The sequence below is a fragment of the Aquipuribacter sp. SD81 genome, from assembly GCF_037153975.1.
Lineage (GTDB): Bacteria > Actinomycetota > Actinomycetes > Actinomycetales > JBBAYJ01 > Aquipuribacter.
This window is the reverse complement of the sequence record NZ_JBBAYJ010000019.1, coordinates 1-19,064: the sequence shown is the minus strand read 5'-3', so window position 1 is coordinate 19,064 and position 19,064 is coordinate 1. Positions and strand designations below refer to the sequence as shown.

Below are 19,064 nucleotides of genomic sequence, written 5' to 3'. Positions count from 1 at the left end.
GGGGGACGGGGCGCCGGCGGAAACGCGTGCAGTCGGGCCGAGGGGCCGTCAGGCGACGGTCGCGAGCGTGTCGTCGTCGGTCGGGACCGGCGCCGGGATGACCGTCTTGCGGATCGGGTCGACGGTCTCGCCGGTGCGGCCGCGGGCCGGGCGGCCCGCCTCGGCACCCGGGGTCCGGACGCCGGACTCCAGCCGCGCCGCGAGCGACTCCGACATCGCGACCCGGTCGCTCACGGTCCGCAGGACGCTCGACATGGGCACGTCGAGGGCGTCGCAGATGCTGAGGAGGAGCTCCGAGGAGGCCTCCTTCTGGCCGCGCTCGACCTCGCTCAGGTAGCCGAGCGAGACCCGTGCGGTCGACGACACGTCGCGCAGGGTGCGTCCCTGACGCTGGCGCGTGCCGCGCAGGACGTCGCCGATCTCCTCGCGGAGCAGGACCATGACGACCTCCCTTACCGGCCGGAACCCGGCCTCGTACGGTGCGCCCTCCCGGTCGTCTCGGTCGGGCTCGCGTGTGCGGTTGGTCGTCTCACGGTACCTCCCCGTCCGCCGGAGAGCAGCGCAGGGGGGTAACGATCGGCGAACAGCACCCGCTCGGAGTGCCGGCCCGGCCGGGCGGTCGGGCCGGCCGGGTGGGCACGCACCGGCGGCAGACCGGTGCACCCGGTGCAACGCCACGGCCCGCCCCCGGCTTCCCGGGCGGGCGTCAGCCCGCGCGGGTCGCGGCCCGGTGACGACGCGCCGCCCCGAGGATCGCGACGGTGTACTGCACGCCCGTCACGACGGTGACGGCGACCGCGGCGAGCATGACCGCCCACGCCAGCAGGGTGAGCGGGTACGGCAGCGGCAGCACGAAGGCGGCCAGCGCGACCGTCTGCAGCACCGTCTTGAGCTTCCCGCCGCGGGAGGCGGGCACGACCGTGTGGCGGATGACGACGGCGCGCAGCACCGTTACCGCCACCTCCCGCACGAGCACGAGCACGGTGAGCCACCACGGCAGGTCCCCGAGGGCGCTGAGCACGACGAAGGCCGCGCCGGTGAGCGCCTTGTCGGCGATGGGGTCGGCGACGATGCCGAAGGTGGTGACGCTGCCCTGCCGCCGGGCGAGCCAGCCGTCGAGGCGGTCGGTGGCGGCGGCGACGACGAAGACGACCGCCGCCCAGGTGCGTCCCGCCGGGTCGGCCCCGTCACCGCCGCCGGCGCGCCACAGCAGCCACACGAACAGCGGCACGAGGAGGATGCGCAGCAGCGTCAGCGCGTTCGGCACGTTCGCGTTGCGCCGGAGGGAGCCGCGGTCCACCACCCCGCGGCGGGGCTGCGTCACGAGGGGCGCCCGGACGGGACCGCGACGAGGTCCGCGCCGGCCGCGGCGACCGCCCGCACGGTCACCATCTCGCCGGGCCGCGGGAGCGGCGCCCCGGCGGGGAGCACGACCGTCGTGGTGCCGTCGACCTCCGGACCCTGGTGCGCGGCCCGCCCCGACACCGCCCCGCCGAGACCCGCCGGCAGCGCGGCGTCGAGCGCGGCCTCGGCCGCGTCGTCGTCGTCGAGCACGTGCTCGACGAGCACGAGGAGCTCCTCCCCCACGCGCTCCTCCGCGCGCTGGGCGACGAGCTCGTCGACGAGGGCGGAGACGTGCGCGACGCGGGCCGCGACCTCCTGCTCGTCGAGGTGGCCGTCGAGGCCGGCGGCCTCGGTGCCGTCCTCGTCGGAGTAGCCGAAGACGCCGACGACGTCGAGCCGCGCGGCGGCGAGGAAGGCCTCGAGCTCGGCGACGTCGGCCTCGGTCTCCCCGGGGGACCCGACGATGACGTTGGAGCGGGCGCCGGCGGTCGGCGCGAGGTGCCGCACGCGTGCGAGCAGGTCGAGGAACGGCTCCCGGCCCCCGAAGCGGCGCATGCGCCGCAGCAGCCCCGGCGAGGCGTGCTGGAAGGACAGGTCGAAGTACGGCGCGACGCCCGGCGTCGACGCCAGGGCCTCGAGCAGGCCGGGGCGGAGCTCGGCCGGCTGCAGGTACGACACGCGCACCCGCTCGACCCCGGGCACCCCGACCAGCTCGGGCAGCAGCCGCTGCAGCAGGTCGAGGTCGCCGAGGTCCTTGCCGTAGCTCGTCGTGTTCTCGCTGACGAGGAACAGCTCACGCACCCCGCGCTCGGCGAGCCAGCGGGCCTCCTGCAGCACCTCCGTCGGGCGCCGGGACACGAAGGAGCCACGGAACGCCGGGATCGCGCAGAACGTGCAGCGCCGGTCGCAGCCCGACGCGATCTTCAGCGGCGCCCACGGCGCGTCGTCGAGCCGGGCCCGCAGGACGGGCGGCCCGGCGGCGGGTGCGACGTCGGCGAGGGCGGCACCGGTGCCGGGCACCGCGGCCGCCGCCCGGGCGGCCTGCCGGTCGACGGGGCTGAGCGGGAGCAGGGTCCGCCGGTCCCGCGGGGCGTGGCTGGCGGGCCGCTCGCCGGCCAGCACACGCTGCAGCTGCTCGGACAGGTCGGCGTAGCTGTCGAAGCCGAGCACGGCGTCGGCCTCGGGCAGCTGCTCGGCGAGCTCGCGGCCGTAGCGCTCGGCGAGGCAGCCGACGGCGACGACGGCCTGCGTACGGCCCCCCGGCTCGGACTTGAGGTCCGCGGTCGCGAGGAGCGTGTCGATGGAGTCCTTCTTCGCCTGCTCGACGAACCCGCACGTGTTGACGACCGCGACGTCCGCCTGCGCCGGGTCCGCCACGAGCGTCCAGCCGGCGGCGTCGAGCCGGCCCGCGAGCTCCTCGGAGTCGACGTCGTTGCGGGAGCAGCCGAGGCTCGTGATCGCCACGCTGCGTCCGCTCGTCCTCACGCGCACAGCCTAGGCGTGCGTCCCGGCGACGGCGGACGGCCCGCCCGGCAGGATGGGCCGGTGGCAGGTGACGGGCCCGCGGCGGGCACCCAGACCGAGGTCGAGACCAAGCTGGAGGTGCCGGCCGGGGCGGCGGAGGCCGTGGCCGCGCTGCTGCGGCCGGGCTCCGCCCTGCAGGACCTGCCGGGGGTCGCGGAGGTGCGTGCCGAGGACCCCGTCGAGCTCGTCGCGACGTACCACGACACGCCCCGGCTGCACCTGCTGCGCGCGCGGGCGACGCTGCGGCGCCGCACGGGCGGTGAGGACGCCGGGTGGCACCTGAAGCTGCCGGGGCGCGAGGCGGGCAGCCGCACCGAGGTGCACGAGCCGCTCGGCGCGGACGACGGCCCCGTCCCCGAGCGGCTCGCGGCCCTGTCCCGCTCCCGGCACCGCGGCCGTCCGCTCGCGCCGGTCGCCGTCCTGCGGACCCGGCGGCGCGTGGTCCGCCTGCTCGACGCCGACGGTCGGCAGCTGGTGGAGGTGGCCGACGACGCCGTCCGCACCGAGGTCGCCGACGCCCTCGTCGCCGCCGGGCACGAGGCCGCCTCGACCTGGCACGAGGTGGAGGTCGAGCTGGTCGACGGCGACCGCGACGTGCTCGAGGCGGTCGTCGCCCTCGTGCGGGAGGCGGGCGCGTGGGAGCCGGACGCCGCGTCCAAGCTGGGCCGGGCGCTCGCCGCGGCGGGCGCGCTCGACGCCGCCGGGACGACCGGCGCCGCGGCACGGACCGGGGGCGACGCGCCGGCGGCGGGCTCGGCCCTCGCGGTCGTGGTCGAGGCGCTGCGGCAGCACGTCGAGCGGCTCGTGGCCGAGGACGCGCTCGTCCGCCTCGACGTCCCCGACTCTGTGCACAAGGCGCGCGTGGCGGCGCGGCGCCTGCGCAGCGACCTCGCCACGTTCCGACCCGTCCTCGGTCGCGGCACCACCGAGCCGCTGCGCGCCTCGCTCACGGAGCTCGGCACCGTGCTCGGCCGTGCCCGCGACTCGGAGGTGCTCGCGGCGCGGCTGCGAGCCCGCCTCGCCGCGCTGCCGCCCGAGCTCGTGCCCGGTCCGGTGGCCGGGCGGCTGGACGCCGACCTCGACGGCGCCTACGAGCGCGAGCGCGCGGCCGCCGTCGGGCACCTGGACTCCGAGGAGCACACCCGCCTGCTGGAGGACCTCGTCCGCCTGTGCGAGGACCCCACCCGCGGCCCGCGCGCCGACGCACCTGCCCGCCGGACCACGCGCGCGCGGGCCCGGCGGGCGTGGCGCCGGGTGCAGCGACGGCTGGACGCGGTGCCGACCGAGCCGGGACCCGGGCGCGACGAGGCCCTGCACGAGGTGCGCAAGGCGACCAAGCGCGTCCGGTACGCCGCCGAGGCGCTCGCCGACGTCCACGGCCGTCGGGCCTCCCGCCTCGCGGGGCGCGCCGAGGACCTGCAGGAGCTGCTCGGGGAGCACCAGGACGCGGTGGTAGCGGCCGACGCCCTGCGCGTCGTGGCGCTGCGCGCGTACGCCGACGGGGAGAACACTTTCGGCTACGGGGTGCTCGCCGGGCTCGAGCGCGCCGCGACCGCCGGCCTGGGGCCGGACGACCCGCGCCTGGAGCGGGCGGTGCGGCGGCTGAGGCGCGCCGCGGCACGCTGGTTCGACTGACGCGCACCGGACCGACGCGCACCGGACCGACGCGCACCGGACCGACGCGCACCGGACCGACGTGCACCGGACCGACGCGCACCGGTCGGCAGCGCCCGTCGCCGGCACCCGCCGGCCGGCGGAAGGCCGTCGGGCCGGCCGCTCAGCCGGCGGCGGCCTCGCGCAGCGAGCGGGTCGGGCGCAGCCACGCGCCGTCGTCCGGCAGGGAGTCCAGCCGCGTGCGGTCGAGGGGCTGCAGGAACGCGCCCGGCACCTCCTCGAGGTCGAGGAAACGCAGGTGCGGTGACTCCGCGGCGTATCCGGCGACCTCGAAGAAGGAGATCACCGTGACCTCGACGCCGGACTGCGCGAGCTGCTCGAGCGGCGCGAGGAAGTTGCGGCCGTCACCGCTGGCGACGACGAGCCGGGCGAGGCGCCCGGAGCGGGCGCGGTGCCGGACGTGGGCGAGCATGTCGAGGTCGACGTCGTCGCCGTCCTGCCGCTTCGGCCGAGCGAACACGGCGAAGCCGATGGCCCGCACCGCCTCGACCCAGCCGCGCATGCCGTGGGCCGCGACCGGCGGCACGTTGGCGAAGACCGCGCCCTCGACGTCGTGGTCGCCGGCGGTGTCGACGAGCCAGCGCGCGATCGCGTCGTAGCGCGGGCGGTTCGCCGCGGTGGGCTTGGCCCCGATGACCTGGGCGAGGGTCGCGTCCACGTTGGGGGCGTCCCACACGAGCAGGTCGACCGGCGCGTCCCCGGGCGGCAGGGGGAACTCCGGGGTCGGGCGGCCCTCGTCGCCCCACGGCACGGTCCCGTCGCCGGTCCCGTCGTCGCCGGAGGTCGTCACGAGGGGGTCGGCCGGGTACGTCGAGTCCGCCACGTCAACCACGTCCCGTCAGCTCCCACGCGTCCTCGGACCCGCTGTCCCCGGACTCCGCGTCGAGGTCGTCAGCGTCCCACGCGTCGGCGCCGTGCGCGTCCGGCGCGTCGTCCGCGCCGCCGCCGGTCGCAGCGCCCCCGCCGCCGGGTCCTGGACCGGCGCTCTCCCCGCGCAGGCGGGCGAGGACCTCGGGCAGGTCGTCGGGTCGCGCGAGCACGTCGCGCGCCTTCGACCCCTCGCTGGGGCCCACGACCTCCCGGGACTCCAGCAGGTCCATGAGCCGGCCCGCCTTGGCGAAGCCCACCCGCAGCTTGCGCTGCAGCATCGACGTGGACCCGAACTGCGTCGTGACGACGAGCTCCGCGGCCTGCAGGAGAACCTCGAGGTCGTCGCCGATGTCCTCGTCCACCTGCTTCTTGGCCGCGGGCGCCGTGACGTCGACGCGGTACACCGGCTGCAGCTGCTCCTTGACGTGCGCGACGACCTCGGCGACCTCGGACTCCGTGACCCACGCGCCCTGCACGCGCATCGGCTTGGACGCGCCCATCGGCAGGAACAGGGCGTCGCCCTGGCCGATGAGCTTCTCCGCGCCGGGCTGGTCGAGGACGACCCGGGAGTCGGCGAGGGAGCTCGTCGCGAACGCGAGCCGGCTCGGCACGTTCGCCTTGATGAGACCCGTCACCACGTCGACGCTCGGGCGCTGCGTCGCGAGCACGAGGTGGATGCCGGCGGCGCGCGCGAGCTGCGTGATGCGGACGACGGAGTCCTCGACGTCGCGGGGGGCGACCATCATGAGGTCCGCGAGCTCGTCGACGATCACGAGCAGGTACGGGTAGGGCGCGAGCGCGCGCTCCGAGCCCGGGGGCGGCGTCACCTTGCCGGTGCGGACCGCCTTGTTGAAGTCGTCGATGTGGCGGAACCCGTACGCGGCGAGGTCGTCGTACCGGGAGTCCATCTCCGCCACGACCCACTGCAGCGCCTCGGCCGCCTTCTTCGGGTTCGTGATGATCGGGGTGATGAGGTGCGGCACGCCCTCGTAGGCGGTGAGCTCGACGCGCTTCGGGTCGACGAGCACCATGCGCACCTCGTCGGGCGTCGACCGGACGAGCACCGAGGTGATCATGGAGTTGATGAACGACGACTTGCCGGCGCCGGTCGCGCCCGCGACGAGCATGTGCGGCATCTTCGCGAGGTTCGCCACGACGTAGCCGCCCTCGACGTCCTTGCCGACCCCGATCGTCATCGGGTGGCTGCTGCGCCGCGCGACCTCGGAGCGGAGCACGTCGCCGAGGCACACCGTCTCCTTGTCGGCGTTGGGGATCTCGATGCCGATCGCGGACTTGCCGGGGATGGGCGACAGGATGCGGACGTCGGCGCTCGCGACGGCGTAGGAGATGTTCCGCGACAGGGCGGTCACGCGCTCGACCTTCACCCCGTTGCCCAGCTCGACCTCGTAGCGGGTCACGGTCGGCCCTCTCGTGTAGCCCGTGACGGCCGCGTCGATCTGGAACTGGGCGAGCACGTCGGTGAGGGCGGCGACGACGTCGTCGTTGACCGCGGTGCGCGTGCGGTGCGGGGTGCCGGCGTGCAGCTGCTGCACGTCGGGCAGCGTGTAGACGACGTCGCCGGCGAGCACGAGCTGCTCGACGCGCTCCGGCAGCCCGCTGGGCTCGGGTGCGACCGGCTCGCGCCGTGCGGCGGGGGCCGCGGCGGCCGCACCGGCGCCCGGCGTGGGGGCACCCGTGCCGCCCGTGCCGCCCGTGCCGCCGGGGCCCCCGTCCTCGCGGCCGACGACGGCGGCGGAGTCGTAGGGCGTGTCGTCGGCCCGGCCGGCGCCGCGGCCGTCGAGCAGGGACACCCCGTCCCGGTCCTCGCCCTCCGCGGGGTCGGCCTCCGCGCCACGGCCACGACGGCGGCGCCGGGACCCGCTCGTGAGGGCCTGGCCGTGCCGACCGGTCGCGACCGGGTCGTCGGCCTCGCCGCCTGCACGGGCGTCGTCGTCCTCGTCGGTCGCGTCGTCGTCGGTGCGCGTGCTGCCGGTCAGCCACGCCCCTGCCTCGCGGAGCCGGTCCGTGACGGCGTGCAGCGGTGTCGCCGTGACGACGAGCAGCCCGAAGCCGGCGAGCAGCACGAGCATGGGCACCGCGAGCCACGCCGACACGGCCGCCTCGAGCGGGTTGGCGACGACGAAGCCGACGACCCCGCCCCCGGCCTGCAGGGCCTCGGCTCCCTCCGGCGGCGTGGGCAGCCCGGCGGCGACCTGCAGCAGGCCCGCCGCCGCGGCGCCCAGGGCGACGAGGCCGACCCCGATCCGCCCGTTCGCCTGCTCCTCGTCCGGGCGGCGGAACAGGCGCAGGCTGAGCGCGAGGAGGACGACCGGCAGCGCGAGGGCGGCCCGGCCGAGCGCCCCCGCCGTCACCCAGTGCACGGCCTCGATGACGACGCCGTCGACCCGGAACCACTCCCCCGCCGCGACGACCGCGGCCACGGCGAGGAGCAGGAAGCCCGCGCCGTCCCTCCGGTGCGCCGGGTCGAGCTCCGCGGTGCTGCGGTGCACCGATCGCACGAGCGAGCCGACGGCCCGACCGGGCAGGAGCAGCAGCCCCAGGAGCAGCCGGGTGCCGCCGCCGGGCCGGCGCTGGGCGGCCTGGCGCGACCCGCCCCGGGCGGGCGGCCTGCTGCTGCCGGTCCGCGCGGTGGCCCGTCCCCCCGCGGCCGCGCCCTTCGCCTTCGGGGTGGCCTTCGGGGCCGTGGAGCCCGCGCGCGAGCCGCCGGAGCGCGTCGCCGGGCGGGCGCCGCCGGACGACCGACCGGCGCCGCCGGGGGCGGTGCGCCCCGCAGGGCGTGAGGAGGTCGTCCGAGCCACCTCGTCACCGTACGCGCCGGGCGGTGACCGGCCGCGCCGCACACGCCGCCCCGGGGGCGGCGCGGTGGCCGGCCCGCGGCCGTCGTGCCGGTCAGGCGCTGAGGACCACCGGGACGATCATGGGCCGGCGCCGGTACTTCTCGTTGACCCAGCGCCCGATGGTGCGGCGCACGACCTGCTGGAGCTGGTGCTGGTCGGTCGCCCCGCTCGTGACGGCCTCGACGAGGGCCTTCTCGATGCGGGGGGTCACCTGCTCGAAGACCGTCTGCTCCTCGGCAAAGCCCCGCGCGTGCACGTGCGGGCCGGCCACGACCTTGCCGTTCTCGTGGTCGACGACCACGAAGCACGACACGAAGCCCTCCTCCGCGAGGATGCGGCGGTCCTTGAGGTCGGCGTCGGTGATCTCGCCGACGGTCGAGCCGTCGACGTAGACGTAGCCGCACTCGACGGCCCCGACCACCCGCGCGACGCCGTCCTCGAGGTCGACGACGTGGCCGTCCTCGACGACGACGACGCGCTCGGCCGGCACGCCCGACAGGGTGGCGATCTGCGCGTTCGCCTTGAGGTGGCGCGGCTCGCCGTGCACGGGCATGACGTTGCCGGGCCGCACGAGGTTGTACACGTAGAGCAGCTCGCCCGCCGTGGCGTGGCCGCCGGTGTGCACCCGGGCGACGCCCTTGTGCACGACGTCCGCGCCGAGCCGGGTCAGCCCGTTGATGACGCGGTAGACGGCGTTCTCGTTGCCGGGGATGAGGCTCGAGGCGAGGACGACCGTGTCGCCCGGCCCCACCTGCACGCGGTGGTCGCCGTTGGCCATCCGCGACAGGGCGGCCATCGGCTCGCCCTGCGAGCCGGTCGACATGATGACGACCTTCTCGTCGGGCAGGTCCTCGACCTGCTTGATGTCGACGAGGACGCCCTGGGGCACGTCGAGGTAGCCGAGGTCGCGGGCGACCCCCATGTTGCGGACCATCGATCGACCCACGAAGGCGACCTTGCGCCCGTGGGCCGCGGCCGCGTCGAGCACCTGCTGCACGCGGTGCACGTGGCTGGCGAAGCTCGCGACGACGACCCGCTTCTCGGCGCGCGCGAAGATCGTGCTGAGGACGGGCCCGATCTCGCGCTCGGGCAGCGTGAACCCCGGGATGTCGGCGCTCGTGGAGTCGATCATGAGCAGGTCGACGCCGCGCTCGGCGACCCGGGCGAAGTGGCGCAGGTCGGTGATGCGTCGGTCGAGCGGCAGCTGGTCGAGCTTGAAGTCGCCGGTGTGGAGCACCGTGCCCGCGCCGGTCGTGACGGCCACCGCGAGCGCGTCGGGGATCGAGTGGCTCACGGCGAGGAACTCGCACGCGAACGGGCCCAGCTGCTCCGTCATGCCCTCCTTGACGGTGAGCTGGTAGGGACGGATGCGGTGCTCCTTGAGCTTCGCCTCGACGAAGGCGAGCGTCAGCTGCGAGCCGACGACCGGGATGTCCTCGCGCAGCCGGAGCAGGTACGGCACCGCGCCGATGTGGTCCTCGTGGCCGTGGGTGAGGACGATCGCGACGACGTCGTCGAGCCGGTCCGCGATGTACTGGAAGTCCGGGAGGATGAGGTCGACGCCCGGCTGGTCGTCCTCGGGGAACAGGACGCCGCAGTCGATGACGAGCAGCTTGCCGTCGTGCTCGAGGACGGCCATGTTGCGGCCGATCTCTCCGAGGCCGCCGAGCGGCACGACACGGGTCACCCCGGGACGCAGGGGCGGCGGCTGGGGCAGGTCGGTTCGGGCGGGCAGCACCCGACGAGACTAGTGGGGCGGGCGGACCCGTCCGCCGCGGTCGAGGCGACCGGCGGTCGGGTCGGCTCAGGTGAGACCGGCGGCGTGCACGGCCGCGAGCAGCTCCTCGCGCTCGATGGCCTCGGGCTCCACGAGCGGGAGCCGGACGCGCGGGCTCGGCACGTGACCGAGCGCGTGGAGGGCGACCTTGACCGCCACCGCGCCCTGCATGCGAGTCATCACGGCGTCGACGAGCGGCTGCAGGGCGTGGTGCTCCTCCCGGGCGGCGGCGACGTCGCCGGCGTCGTGCGCGGCGACCATGCGCGCGTACGCGGGGGCCGCGAGGTGGGTCGTGACGCCGACCACGCCGACGCCGCCGACCGCCAGGTACGGCAGCAGGAGGCCGTCGTCTCCGGAGTACATCGCGAGGTCGCTGCCGGACATCACACGCGTGGCGGCCTGCAGGTCGCCCTTCGCGTCCTTGACCGCGACGACGTGCGGGTGCTCCGCGAGCCGCAGCAGCGTCTCGGTGCGGAACTCCACGCCCGTGCGCCCGGGGATGTCGTAGAGCATGACGGGCAGCCCGCCGGCGTCGGCGACCGCCCGGACGTGGGCGACCAGCCCCTCCTGCGACGGTCGGGAGTAGTACGGCGAGACGACGAGGAGGCCGTGCGCTCCCGCCGCCACGGCCTGGCGGGCCAGCTCGGCGCTGTGGGCGGTGTCGTTGGTGCCCACGCCGGCGACGACGTGCGCGCGCTCCCCCACGGCCGCCACGACGGCCCGCACGACGTCCGCCTTCTCGGCGTCGGTCGTGGTCGGCGACTCCCCCGTGGTCCCGTTGACGACGAGGCCCTCGGTGCCCGCGTCGACGAGGTGCTCGGCGAGGGCCGCGACGGCCTCGAGGTCGACGGTGCCGTCGGCGGCGAAGGGCGTCGCCATCGCGGTGACGAGGGCTCCGAAGGGGCGGGCGACCATGCCCGCGAGACTACCGACCACCCGGCGGCCGACCGCCGGGACGCAGCCGTGCGCCGTGTCCCGTGGCGGCCGGTCGCGGACGCAGAGAACCGCGGCACCAGTCGCTCGGGGGGTCCGGCTGGCACCGCGGTTCAGGGGGGTCATCGCGCGGACCCCGGAGGTCGTTACACCGTCAACGTGTGACCTGGCTCACACGGAGGTGCGACTCAGGGCGCGACCCGGCCGTTGCCGTCGAACGCGGCGTGCGTCACGGGCATGACCCCGCGCCACAGCTCCTCCATCCGCTCCGCGACGAGCTCGATCTCGCGCTGCGGGAACGACGGGAAGCGGGAGTCCTCGCGGCGGGTGCGCAGCGAGAGGAAGTTCATGAGGGCGCGGGCGTTCATCGTCACGTACATCGAGGAGTACAGCGTGAGCGGGAGGACGATGCGGGCCACCTCGCGCGGCACGCCCGCGCCGAGCATGTCCTGGTAGGCCGCCCACGCCGTCGCGCACGCCTCGCGCGTGCGCTGCTCGACGAGGTCGTGCTGCTCCGGCGTGCCCGGCTCGAAGTCGTAGGCACCGGGCTTGCCGACCTGGCGCAGGTTCCGCTCGCGCGAGGGGACGTAGAAGACGGGCCGCATCTCCCGGTAGCGACCGGACTCCTCGTTGTAGCTCGCGACCCGGTGCCGCTGCATCTCGCGGAACACGAACAGCGGCGCGCTCACGTAGAAGGTCATGACGGCGTGCTCGAACGGGCTGCCGTGCCGGTCGCGCATGAGGTACCGGACGAGGCCCGCCGACTTCTCGGGGTCCGCGTCGACGTCGGCGAGGCTCGCCTCGCCCTTGGTCGACACCCGCGCCGCGAACAGCACGTCGGCGTCGCGGGCGGAGTGCTTGACGAGCTCGACGTCGACGTCGGAGCGGAAGACGAGGTCGCCGTCCCCGACGCCGTGGGAGGGGCTCTGCACGCTCACGTCGCTCGTCACGCGCCCACGCTAGCCGCCCGCCGTCGCGCCACGACGACGACCGCCGCGGGTCCTCAGGCCGGCAGGAGCGTGACGCCGTCCGCGTCCGCGTGCCAGCGCACGGCCGCCAGGTCGGGGACGACGAGGTCCGCGTCGAGGTCCTCGGCCGCGTGCGTCGTCGTGACCGCGAGGGTCGCCGCACCAGCGGCGCGGCCGGCGACGAGCCCCGCGGGGGCGTCCTCCACGACGAGGCAGCGGGCCGGGTCGACTCCGAGCAGGCGCGCCCCCGACAGGAACGGCTCGGGGTCGGGCTTGCCGCGGGCGACGTCGTCGGCGGTCACGACGACGGCGGGCACCGGCAGGCCCGCCGCGCTCCACCGGGCCACGGCGAGGTCGCGCGTGCACGAGGTGACGATCGCGCCGCGCGCTCCCGCCGCGGTGAGCGCCGCCACCGCGCCCGGCAGCGCGACGACCCCCTCGACGTCGGCGACCTCGAGCTCGGTGATGCGGGCGAGCGCCGCGGCCCGGACGCGCTCGTCCTCGCCCGGCAGCAGGTCGGCGACGATGTCGCGCGCCGGCCGCCCGTGGCCGGCGGCCGCCCGCAGCCGGTCGAGCCCGACGCCGAGCTCCTCGGCGAGCCGCACCCAGCACCGCACGACCGAGGCGGTCGAGTCCACGAGGGTGCCGTCCATGTCGAACAGGACGGCGGCGTGGGCGCGGCCGACGGGCACGGCGGAGCCACCCGCCGCGAGGGCGGGTCCGGGGACACCCACGCCGGTCAGTGCGTGAAGTCGCCGGTGTAGTGCTCGAACAGCAGGCCGAGCGTGGTGAAGAGCATGATGCCGGCGCCGATGAGGAACATCCACCACCCGACGGCGAGGCCGAGGAACACCGTCGCCGCCCCGAACGCGACGAGGATCGGCCAGATGCTGCGCGGGTTGAAGAAGCCGAGGTCCCCGGCGCCCTGCGCCACCTCGCCGGTCGGGTCGTCCTCGGGGCGGGCGTCGACCCGCAGCGACACGAGGTAGAGGTAGAGCCCGACCATGGCCGACAGGCCGCCGGTGAGCAGGATGGCGATGAAGCCGACGTGCTCCCAGCCCGACAGCAGGCCGTACACGAACGCGAGGGGGACGAAGAAGAACGTCCCCGACCCGAACACCCAGGTCTCGACCCTCATGCCCGGCCTCCCCGGTCGTCGCCCGTGGCGCCCCTGGCGCCGGCGGGCGGGCTGTCGCTGCGGTCCACGTCACCGTCGCCGAGCAGGTGCTCGAGCACGGTCTTGTCGGCGCTGGAGCGGTCGGCGGCGGCCACCTCGGGGTGGGCGAGGTCGAACGCGGGACGCTCGGAGCGGATGCGCGGCAGGCTCGTGAAGTTGTGCCGCGGGGGCGGGCAGCTCGTGGCCCACTCCAGCGACGCGCCCCAGCCCCACGGGTCGTCGACGGTCACCTTCTCGCCGCGGACGGCGGTCCGGTACACGTTCCACAGGAACGGCAGGGTCGCGGCGCCGAGCACGAACGCACCGACGGTCGACACCTGGTTCATGAGCGTGAAGCCGTCCTCCGGCAGGTAGTCGGCGTAGCGGCGGGGCATGCCGTCGACACCGAGCCAGTGCTGGATGAGGAACGTCGTGTGGAAGCCGACGAAGGTGAGCCAGAAGTGCAGCTTGCCGAGCCCCTCGTTCAGCATCGTGCCGGTGAACTTCGGCCACCAGTAGTAGAAGCCCGCGAACATCGCGAAGACGACCGTGCCGAAGACGACGTAGTGGAAGTGCGCCACGACGAAGTAGCTGTCGGACAGCTGGAAGTCGAGCGTCGGCGAGCTGAGGATGATGCCGGTCAGGCCGCCGAAGAGGAACGTGACGAGGAAGCCGATCGCCCACAGCATGGGCGAGTCGAAGGTGACCGAGCCCTTCCACATCGTGCCGATCCAGTTGAAGAACTTCACCCCGGTCGGCACCGCGATGAGCATCGTCATGAAGGCGAAGAACGGCAGCAGCACCGCGCCGGTCACGTACATGTGGTGCGCCCACACCGCCACCGACAGGCCGGCGATCGCGATGATCGCGAAGACCATGCCCTTGTAGCCGAACAGCGGCTTGCGGCTGAAGACCGGGATGACCTCGCTGATGATGCCGAAGAACGGCAGCGCGATGATGTACACCTCGGGGTGCCCGAAGAACCAGAACAGGTGCTGCCAGAGGATCGCGCCGCCGTTCACGGCGTCGAAGACCACCGAGCCGAGCACACGGTCGGAGCCGAGCACGAGCAGCGCGGCGGCCAGCGGCGGGAACGCCATGAGCACGAGCACGCTCGTGATGAGGACGCTCCACGAGAAGATCGGCATCCGGAACATGACCATGCCGGGCGCGCGCATGCCGATGACGGTCGTGATGAAGTTGACGGCGCCGAGGATCGTGCCGAAGCCACCGAGGGCGAGGCCGAAGATCCACAGGTCCGCGCCGAGGCCGGGCGAGTACGCCTCGGTCGACAGCGGGGTGTAGGCGAACCAGCCGAACCCGGCCGCACCCTGCGGGGTGAGGAAGCCGGACACGGCGATGAGGCCGCCGAACAGGTACAGCCAGTACGCGAAGGCGTTGAGGCGGGGGAACGCGACGTCCGGCGCGCCGATCTGCAGCGGCAGCAGCCAGTTGGCGAAGCCCGCGAACAGGGGTGTCGCGAACAGCAGCAGCATGATCGTGCCGTGCATGGTGAACAGCTGGTTGTAGGTCTCCTTGGTCCCCACGACCTGCATGCCCGGCGCGAACAGCTCGGCACGGATCGCGAGCGCCATGGCGCCCGCGACGACGAAGAAGAAGAAGGACGAGACGAGGTACAGCGTCCCGATCTTCTTGTGGTCGGTCGTCGTGAGGTAGTCGGCGATCAGGCGGCCGCGCGAGCGGACCGCGACCGGCGTGGCCGTGCCGGCCGCCTGCGCGTCGCGGAACGCGACACCGGTGTACGTGGCCATGTGCTCAGTCCCCTTCCGAAACCGACGGCACTGCGTCCGGGAAGTCGACCGGGAGCTCGACGTCGCGCTGACCCGTCACGCTGCCGCCCACCTCACCGGTGAGGCCGCTCCGGTTGAGGTCGGTCTCGAGCTGACCGGTCTGGCCCCGGGCCCGCAGGAGCGCGATGTAGTCGTCGTACTCCTCGCGCGACACAACCGCGACGTTGAAGAGCATCTCCGAGTGGTACTCCCCGCACAGCTCGGCGCACTTGCCCTGGAACGTGCCCTCCTTGGTGGGCACGAGCTGGAAGCGGTTCTGCCGGCCGGCGATGTTGTCCATCTTGAACAGGAACGCGGGGATCCAGAACGAGTGGTTGACGTCGCGGGCGAAGAGGTGGAACTCGACTCGCTCGTCGACCGGGAGGACGAGCGTGGGGATGCGGTCCTCCGCGCCCTCCTCGCCGTCGAGGTCGGCCTGGACGCCGGTCTCGTAGACGTCCTCGTCGACGTAGTTGAAGTCCCACGACCACTGCTTGCCGATGACCTCGATGGTGACGTCGGGGTCCTCCTCCAGGTCCGTGATAGCGGCCTGGGAGACGGCGGTGTAGTAGAAGAGCACCGCGACCATCATGAGCGGCAGGGCCGTGTACATGACCTCGAGCGGCAGGTGGTAGCGGAACTGCGGGGGCACCTCGGGGTCGCCCTTGCGGCGCCGGTAGGCGATGACGCACCAGATGGTGAGGCCCCACACGATCACCCCGACCGCGAGGGCGGCGATCCACGAGCCGTTCCACAGGTCCTGGACCATCGGCGTGTGGTTCGTGGCGCCGACGCTCTCGGCGGGCAGGTAGCCGCGCCGCAGCTGGTCGGCGGAGCACCCGCTGAGCGCGAGGGCGGCCGCCGCCACGAGACCCAGCCGCGCGACGCGAGCGCGGGGGGCCCGGCGGGCCGCGGGGTGGGTTGTCGTCACTGGCGCCTTCCCGGAGGTCCTGTCGACGGGCGCTGGTGTGCCCTCGTGCGGTGGGTCGGCGGCCCGACGCCGGACCACCACCGGGAACCTTACCTGTGCCCTGCTCGTAGGACACGGGTGGGCTCGCCGGTCCACACCCGTGCCGCGGGGGGCCGGGGCCGCGGGGGGCCGGGGCCGCGGCGGGCGGGGATACCGTCGGGCCGTGACCGCGTCCGGGGACCCCGTGGACCTCGACAACTCGGTCGCGGCCCCGCCGCTGCCGGAGGCCCTGGAGGCGTGGCGGGCGGGCGCGCTGGACGCGTGGGCCGACGAGCGGGCCCGGCACGGCAGCGGCGCCCGCTCGCGGCTGGTGCTCGACGAGGTCCGGGGGGCGCTGGCCACGGCGCTCGGCGACCCGGGCTGCCTCGTGGGCCTGCCGCCGGACCACGTGCGCGCCCTGCACGCGGCCGTCCTCGGCTGCGCCGCGCCGGGACGCGCCGACGGCCCGGTCGTGCTCTCGGCCGTCGAGCACTCCGCCGTGCACCACGCGGCCGCCGACGCGGCACGCAGCGCCGGGTCGACCGAGCCGCGCGAGGTGCCGGTCGACGGCGACGGGCGGGTCGACCTCGAGGCGCTCGAGCGCGCCCTGCCCGGCGCCCGGGTCGCGTGCGTGCAGCACGCGAACGCGGAGATCGGCACGGTGCAGGACCTCGAGCGGGTGCACGCCCTGTGCCGCGACGCCGGGGTGCCGCTCGTCGTCGACGCGGGGGCCTCGCTCGGTCACGTGCCGGTCCCGGCGGCGTGGGACGTGCTCGTCGCCTCCCCCCGGGCGTGGGGCTCGGTGGCCGGGGCCGCGGTGCTCGCGCTGCGCGAGGGGGTGCGGTGGCGACCCCACGAGCCGGGCGAGGCCGGCGCCTCCCGGCGTCCCGGCGAGCACCCGGGGACGGTCGACGTGCCGGCCGCGCTGGCCGCGGCCGTCACGCTCCAGGGGCTGCTCGCCGGCCCGCTCGGCGCCGCCGACCCCCGGCACGCCCTGGTGGACCGGCTGCGCGGGGCGCTCGCGACGGTGCCGTCGACGCGGCTGGTCGGGCACCCCGACGAGCGGCTGCCGCACGTGCTCACCCTGTCGGCGCTGTACGTGCCCGGCGAGGAGCTGGTGCGTCGCCTCGACGTGCGCGGGCTGCGGGTCGGGTCCGGCTCGGCGTGCACGGCCGACACGCTGCGCCCGAGCCACGTGCTCGCGGCGGTCGGCGCCCTCACGCACGGCAACGTGCGGGTCGGTCTCGCCCGCGGGACCGGCCCCGAGGCGGTCGACCGCCTCGCCGAGGCGCTGCCCGAGGTCGTCGCGGAGGTCCGCCGCGAGCTCGGGGCGGAGGACCTGTGACGGCCGGGCCCGGCGGCGGCGCGCCCGACGTCCTCGTGGTCGACGCCCGGGGGCTGCGCTGCCCGCTGCCGGTGCTGCGCCTGGCCGCGGCCGTCCGCGACCTGCCCCCCGGGACCCGCGCCGCGGTGCTGGCCACGGACCCGGCCGTCGTGCACGACGTCCCGGCGTGGGCGGGCATGCGCGGGCACACCGTGGAGTCCGTGGGGCCCGTCGACGACGCCGGGGCGAAGGCGGACGGCCGGACCGACGCGGCGGGCTACCGGGTGCTGGTGCGGCTCGGCCCCTGAGCCGCCCGCCCGTCGCCCGGCGGGTCCGGGGTAACCGTGAAGCACGCCGGCGCGGGGACGTCGAGCAGGGTGGGCAGCGCCGCGCGGTACTCCTCGCGCCTCACCTCGGCGACGCCGAGGCTGCCGAGGTGCGGGGTCCACCACTGCACGTCGACGAGCCGCGGGCCGGCGGGGTCGGCCGCGAGCAGCCGGGCCAGGGAGACGACCGCGGCCTTGGACGCGTCGGTCTCGCGGTGGAACTTCGACTCCGCGGCGAACAGGCCGCCGACCGCGACGCCGAACAGGCCGCCGACCAGCCGGCCGTCGGCCCAGGTCTCGACGGAGTGCGCGTGACCCGCGGCGTGCAGCTCGGCGTAGGCGCGGCGGTAGTCGTCGTCGATCCACGCGCCCTCGCGCGAGGGGTCCGCGCACGCGGCGACCACCTCGTCGAACGCGGTGTCGACCCGGGTCTCGAAGCGGCGGCTGCTGCGGCGCAGGGACCGCGACTCGTGGACGTCCGCAGGGTGGAGCACGCCGCGCGGGTCCGGCGAGAACCAGCCGAGCACGTCACGGCGACGCACCCGCACCGACATCGCGAAGACGCCGCGCCGGTACCCCTCGAGCAGGAGCCCGGACGCGAGCGCGCCCCCGACGCAGACCAGGTCCTGGCCGTCGGGGGCGCGGTCGAGCGCGCGGTCGAAGGGGTGGCTCACCGTCCCTCGACCGGGCGGCGGCTCAGTGGAACGAGTCGCCGCACGCGCAGGAGCCCTGCGCGTTCGGGTTGTCGATCTGGAAGCCCTGCTTCTCGATGGTGTCGGCGAAGTCGATCGTCGCGCCGGCGAGGTAGGGCACCGACATGCGGTCGACGACGAGCTCGACGCCGTCGAAGTCGCGGACGGCGTCGCCGTCCATCTGGCGGTCGTCGAAGTACAGCTGGTAGATGAGGCCGGAGCAGCCGCCGGGCTGGACGGCCAGGCGCAGCCGCAGGTCGTCGCGGCCCTCCTGGGCGAGCAGCGCCTTGACCTTCTCGGCGGCCACCGTCGTGAGGGTGACCTCGTGGGTGCTCGTGCTGGTCGAGGCGGTCGTGTCGGTCATGTACGGCTCCTGTGTCGCCGGGGGCTCTGGTCCGGGAGCGCGCGCGGCGCCCACCGATGTCGTCAATGCTACGGGCCGCCCGCGTGTTCCCTCGCGACCCGGGTGCCGCGCGGCACCGCGCCGCTCAGCGGTGCCAGGTGCGCGCGACCCGCTCGGTGCGGGCCGCCAGCGTCCCCGCCGGGTCGGCGAGCACGCCGGGCAGGTCGCGGGCCGTCGCCGCGACGGGGTAGGCCGCCTCGACGCCGACGGCCGCGAGCTCGCGGCGCCCGACGAGCACCTGCCCGGCGACGACGACCACCGGCACGCCGAGCCGGGCGGCGCTGTCGCACACCGCGCCGACGACCCGCCCGCGCAGGCTGTCCCAGTCGAAGGCACCCTCCCCCGTGAGCACGAGGTCGGCCGTCGCCACCGCGCCGGCGAGGCCCGCGGCGGCGGCGACGACGGACGCGCCCGGCTGCCGCACCGCCCCCAGCGCGAGCAGCGCGGCGCCCGCCCCGCCGGCGGCCCCCGCACCC

General features: G+C 75.5%; 18 protein-coding genes. 3 read left to right on the top strand and 15 right to left on the bottom strand.

Annotation, left to right across the window (positions count from 1 at the left end; translation table 11 throughout):
• Positions 1-48: 48 nt before the first annotated feature.
• From WAA21_RS12250 to WAA21_RS12240, 3 genes are all read right to left on the bottom strand, one after another.
• Positions 49-441: a helix-turn-helix domain-containing protein gene (locus WAA21_RS12250; RefSeq protein ID WP_336923095.1), complete on the bottom strand. Its 393-nt coding sequence runs from the start codon at positions 439-441 to the stop codon at positions 49-51.
• 265 nt (positions 442-706) lie between these two features.
• Positions 707-1,324, bottom strand: a complete 618-nt coding sequence (gene pgsA / locus WAA21_RS12245) for a CDP-diacylglycerol--glycerol-3-phosphate 3-phosphatidyltransferase (RefSeq protein WP_336923094.1) — start codon at positions 1,322-1,324, stop codon at positions 707-709.
• Complete coding sequence (locus WAA21_RS12240; protein ID WP_336923093.1) at positions 1,321-2,829, bottom strand: MiaB/RimO family radical SAM methylthiotransferase; 1,509 nt, start codon at positions 2,827-2,829, stop codon at positions 1,321-1,323. The genes pgsA and WAA21_RS12240 overlap by 4 nt, the downstream gene beginning before the upstream one ends.
• Positions 2,830-2,889: 60 nt before the next feature.
• On the opposite strand from WAA21_RS12240, the gene WAA21_RS12235 reads away from it, so the two are divergent.
• Positions 2,890-4,503, top strand: coding sequence for a CYTH and CHAD domain-containing protein (locus tag WAA21_RS12235; RefSeq protein ID WP_336923092.1), 1,614 nt, complete (start codon positions 2,890-2,892; stop codon positions 4,501-4,503).
• A 142-nt stretch (positions 4,504-4,645) separates the two neighbouring features.
• On the opposite strand, the gene WAA21_RS12230 is transcribed toward WAA21_RS12235, so the two are convergent.
• The 9 genes from WAA21_RS12230 to ctaC form a co-directional block, all read right to left on the bottom strand.
• Positions 4,646-5,365, bottom strand: coding sequence for an NYN domain-containing protein (locus tag WAA21_RS12230; RefSeq protein WP_336923091.1), 720 nt, complete (start codon positions 5,363-5,365; stop codon positions 4,646-4,648).
• Position 5,366: 1 nt separating this feature from the next.
• On the bottom strand, positions 5,367-8,231 hold the full coding sequence (locus tag WAA21_RS12225; RefSeq protein ID WP_442893280.1) for a DNA translocase FtsK: 2,865 nt from the start codon (positions 8,229-8,231) through the stop codon (positions 5,367-5,369).
• A gap of 91 nt (positions 8,232-8,322) precedes the next feature.
• Positions 8,323-10,008 (bottom strand): ribonuclease J, encoded by a 1,686-nt coding sequence (locus WAA21_RS12220; RefSeq protein ID WP_336923090.1) that lies wholly within the window; start codon positions 10,006-10,008, stop codon positions 8,323-8,325.
• 66 nt (positions 10,009-10,074) lie between these two features.
• Positions 10,075-10,962 (bottom strand): 4-hydroxy-tetrahydrodipicolinate synthase, encoded by an 888-nt coding sequence (gene dapA, locus WAA21_RS12215; protein ID WP_336923089.1) that lies wholly within the window; start codon positions 10,960-10,962, stop codon positions 10,075-10,077.
• A 206-nt stretch (positions 10,963-11,168) separates the two neighbouring features.
• Positions 11,169-11,930, bottom strand: coding sequence for an FAD-dependent thymidylate synthase (gene thyX, locus WAA21_RS12210; protein ID WP_336923088.1), 762 nt, complete (start codon positions 11,928-11,930; stop codon positions 11,169-11,171).
• Positions 11,931-11,983: 53 nt separating this feature from the next.
• Positions 11,984-12,682 (bottom strand): HAD-IA family hydrolase, encoded by a 699-nt coding sequence (locus WAA21_RS12205; RefSeq protein ID WP_336923087.1) that lies wholly within the window; start codon positions 12,680-12,682, stop codon positions 11,984-11,986.
• Positions 12,683-12,687: 5 nt separating this feature from the next.
• The gene (locus WAA21_RS12200) at positions 12,688-13,086 is read right to left on the bottom strand and encodes a cytochrome c oxidase subunit 4 (RefSeq protein ID WP_336923086.1); all 399 of its coding nucleotides are present in this window, start codon (positions 13,084-13,086) and stop codon (positions 12,688-12,690) included.
• Complete coding sequence (gene ctaD, locus WAA21_RS12195) at positions 13,083-14,876, bottom strand: aa3-type cytochrome oxidase subunit I (protein WP_336923085.1); 1,794 nt, start codon at positions 14,874-14,876, stop codon at positions 13,083-13,085. Before ctaD ends, WAA21_RS12200 begins: the two co-directional genes overlap by 4 nt.
• Before the next feature lie 4 nt (positions 14,877-14,880).
• A complete protein-coding gene (gene ctaC, locus WAA21_RS12190) occupies positions 14,881-15,825 on the bottom strand; it encodes an aa3-type cytochrome oxidase subunit II (protein WP_336923084.1) in 945 nt (314 codons plus the stop codon).
• Positions 15,826-16,027: 202 nt separating this feature from the next.
• Between ctaC and WAA21_RS12185 the strand changes: the two genes are divergently transcribed.
• Together WAA21_RS12185 and WAA21_RS12180 are read left to right on the top strand one after the other, a co-directional pair.
• Entirely contained in the window at positions 16,028-17,188 is a 1,161-nt protein-coding gene (locus tag WAA21_RS12185) for a cysteine desulfurase family protein (protein WP_336923083.1), read from the top strand.
• A complete protein-coding gene (locus WAA21_RS12180; RefSeq protein WP_336923082.1) occupies positions 17,185-17,475 on the top strand; it encodes a sulfurtransferase TusA family protein in 291 nt (96 codons plus the stop codon). Before WAA21_RS12185 ends, WAA21_RS12180 begins: the two co-directional genes overlap by 4 nt.
• Here the strand turns inward: WAA21_RS12180 and aat are convergent.
• The 3 genes from aat to WAA21_RS12165 form a co-directional block, all read right to left on the bottom strand.
• The gene (aat, locus tag WAA21_RS12175) at positions 17,445-18,167 is read right to left on the bottom strand and encodes a leucyl/phenylalanyl-tRNA--protein transferase (RefSeq protein ID WP_336923081.1); all 723 of its coding nucleotides are present in this window, start codon (positions 18,165-18,167) and stop codon (positions 17,445-17,447) included. The two genes, WAA21_RS12180 and aat, sit on opposite strands and share 31 nt — an antisense overlap.
• A 22-nt stretch (positions 18,168-18,189) precedes the next feature.
• Positions 18,190-18,549 (bottom strand): iron-sulfur cluster insertion protein ErpA, encoded by a 360-nt coding sequence (gene erpA / locus WAA21_RS12170; protein ID WP_336923080.1) that lies wholly within the window; start codon positions 18,547-18,549, stop codon positions 18,190-18,192.
• Positions 18,550-18,673: 124 nt separating this feature from the next.
• The coding region (locus WAA21_RS12165) for a glycerate kinase (protein ID WP_336923079.1) at positions 18,674-19,064 on the bottom strand (391 nt) is incomplete at its 5' end.

Coding starts and splice junctions, on each gene's coding strand:
- WAA21_RS12250 (WP_336923095.1), bottom strand. CDS start 441: ATGGTCCTGCTCCGCGAGGAGATCGGCGACGTCCTGCGCGGCACGCGC.
- ctaD (WP_336923085.1), bottom strand. CDS start 14,876: ATGGCCACGTACACCGGTGTCGCGTTCCGCGACGCGCAGGCGGCCGGC.
- dapA (WP_336923089.1), bottom strand. CDS start 10,962: ATGGTCGCCCGCCCCTTCGGAGCCCTCGTCACCGCGATGGCGACGCCC.
- WAA21_RS12200 (WP_336923086.1), bottom strand. CDS start 13,086: ATGAGGGTCGAGACCTGGGTGTTCGGGTCGGGGACGTTCTTCTTCGTC.
- erpA (WP_336923080.1), bottom strand. CDS start 18,549: ATGACCGACACGACCGCCTCGACCAGCACGAGCACCCACGAGGTCACC.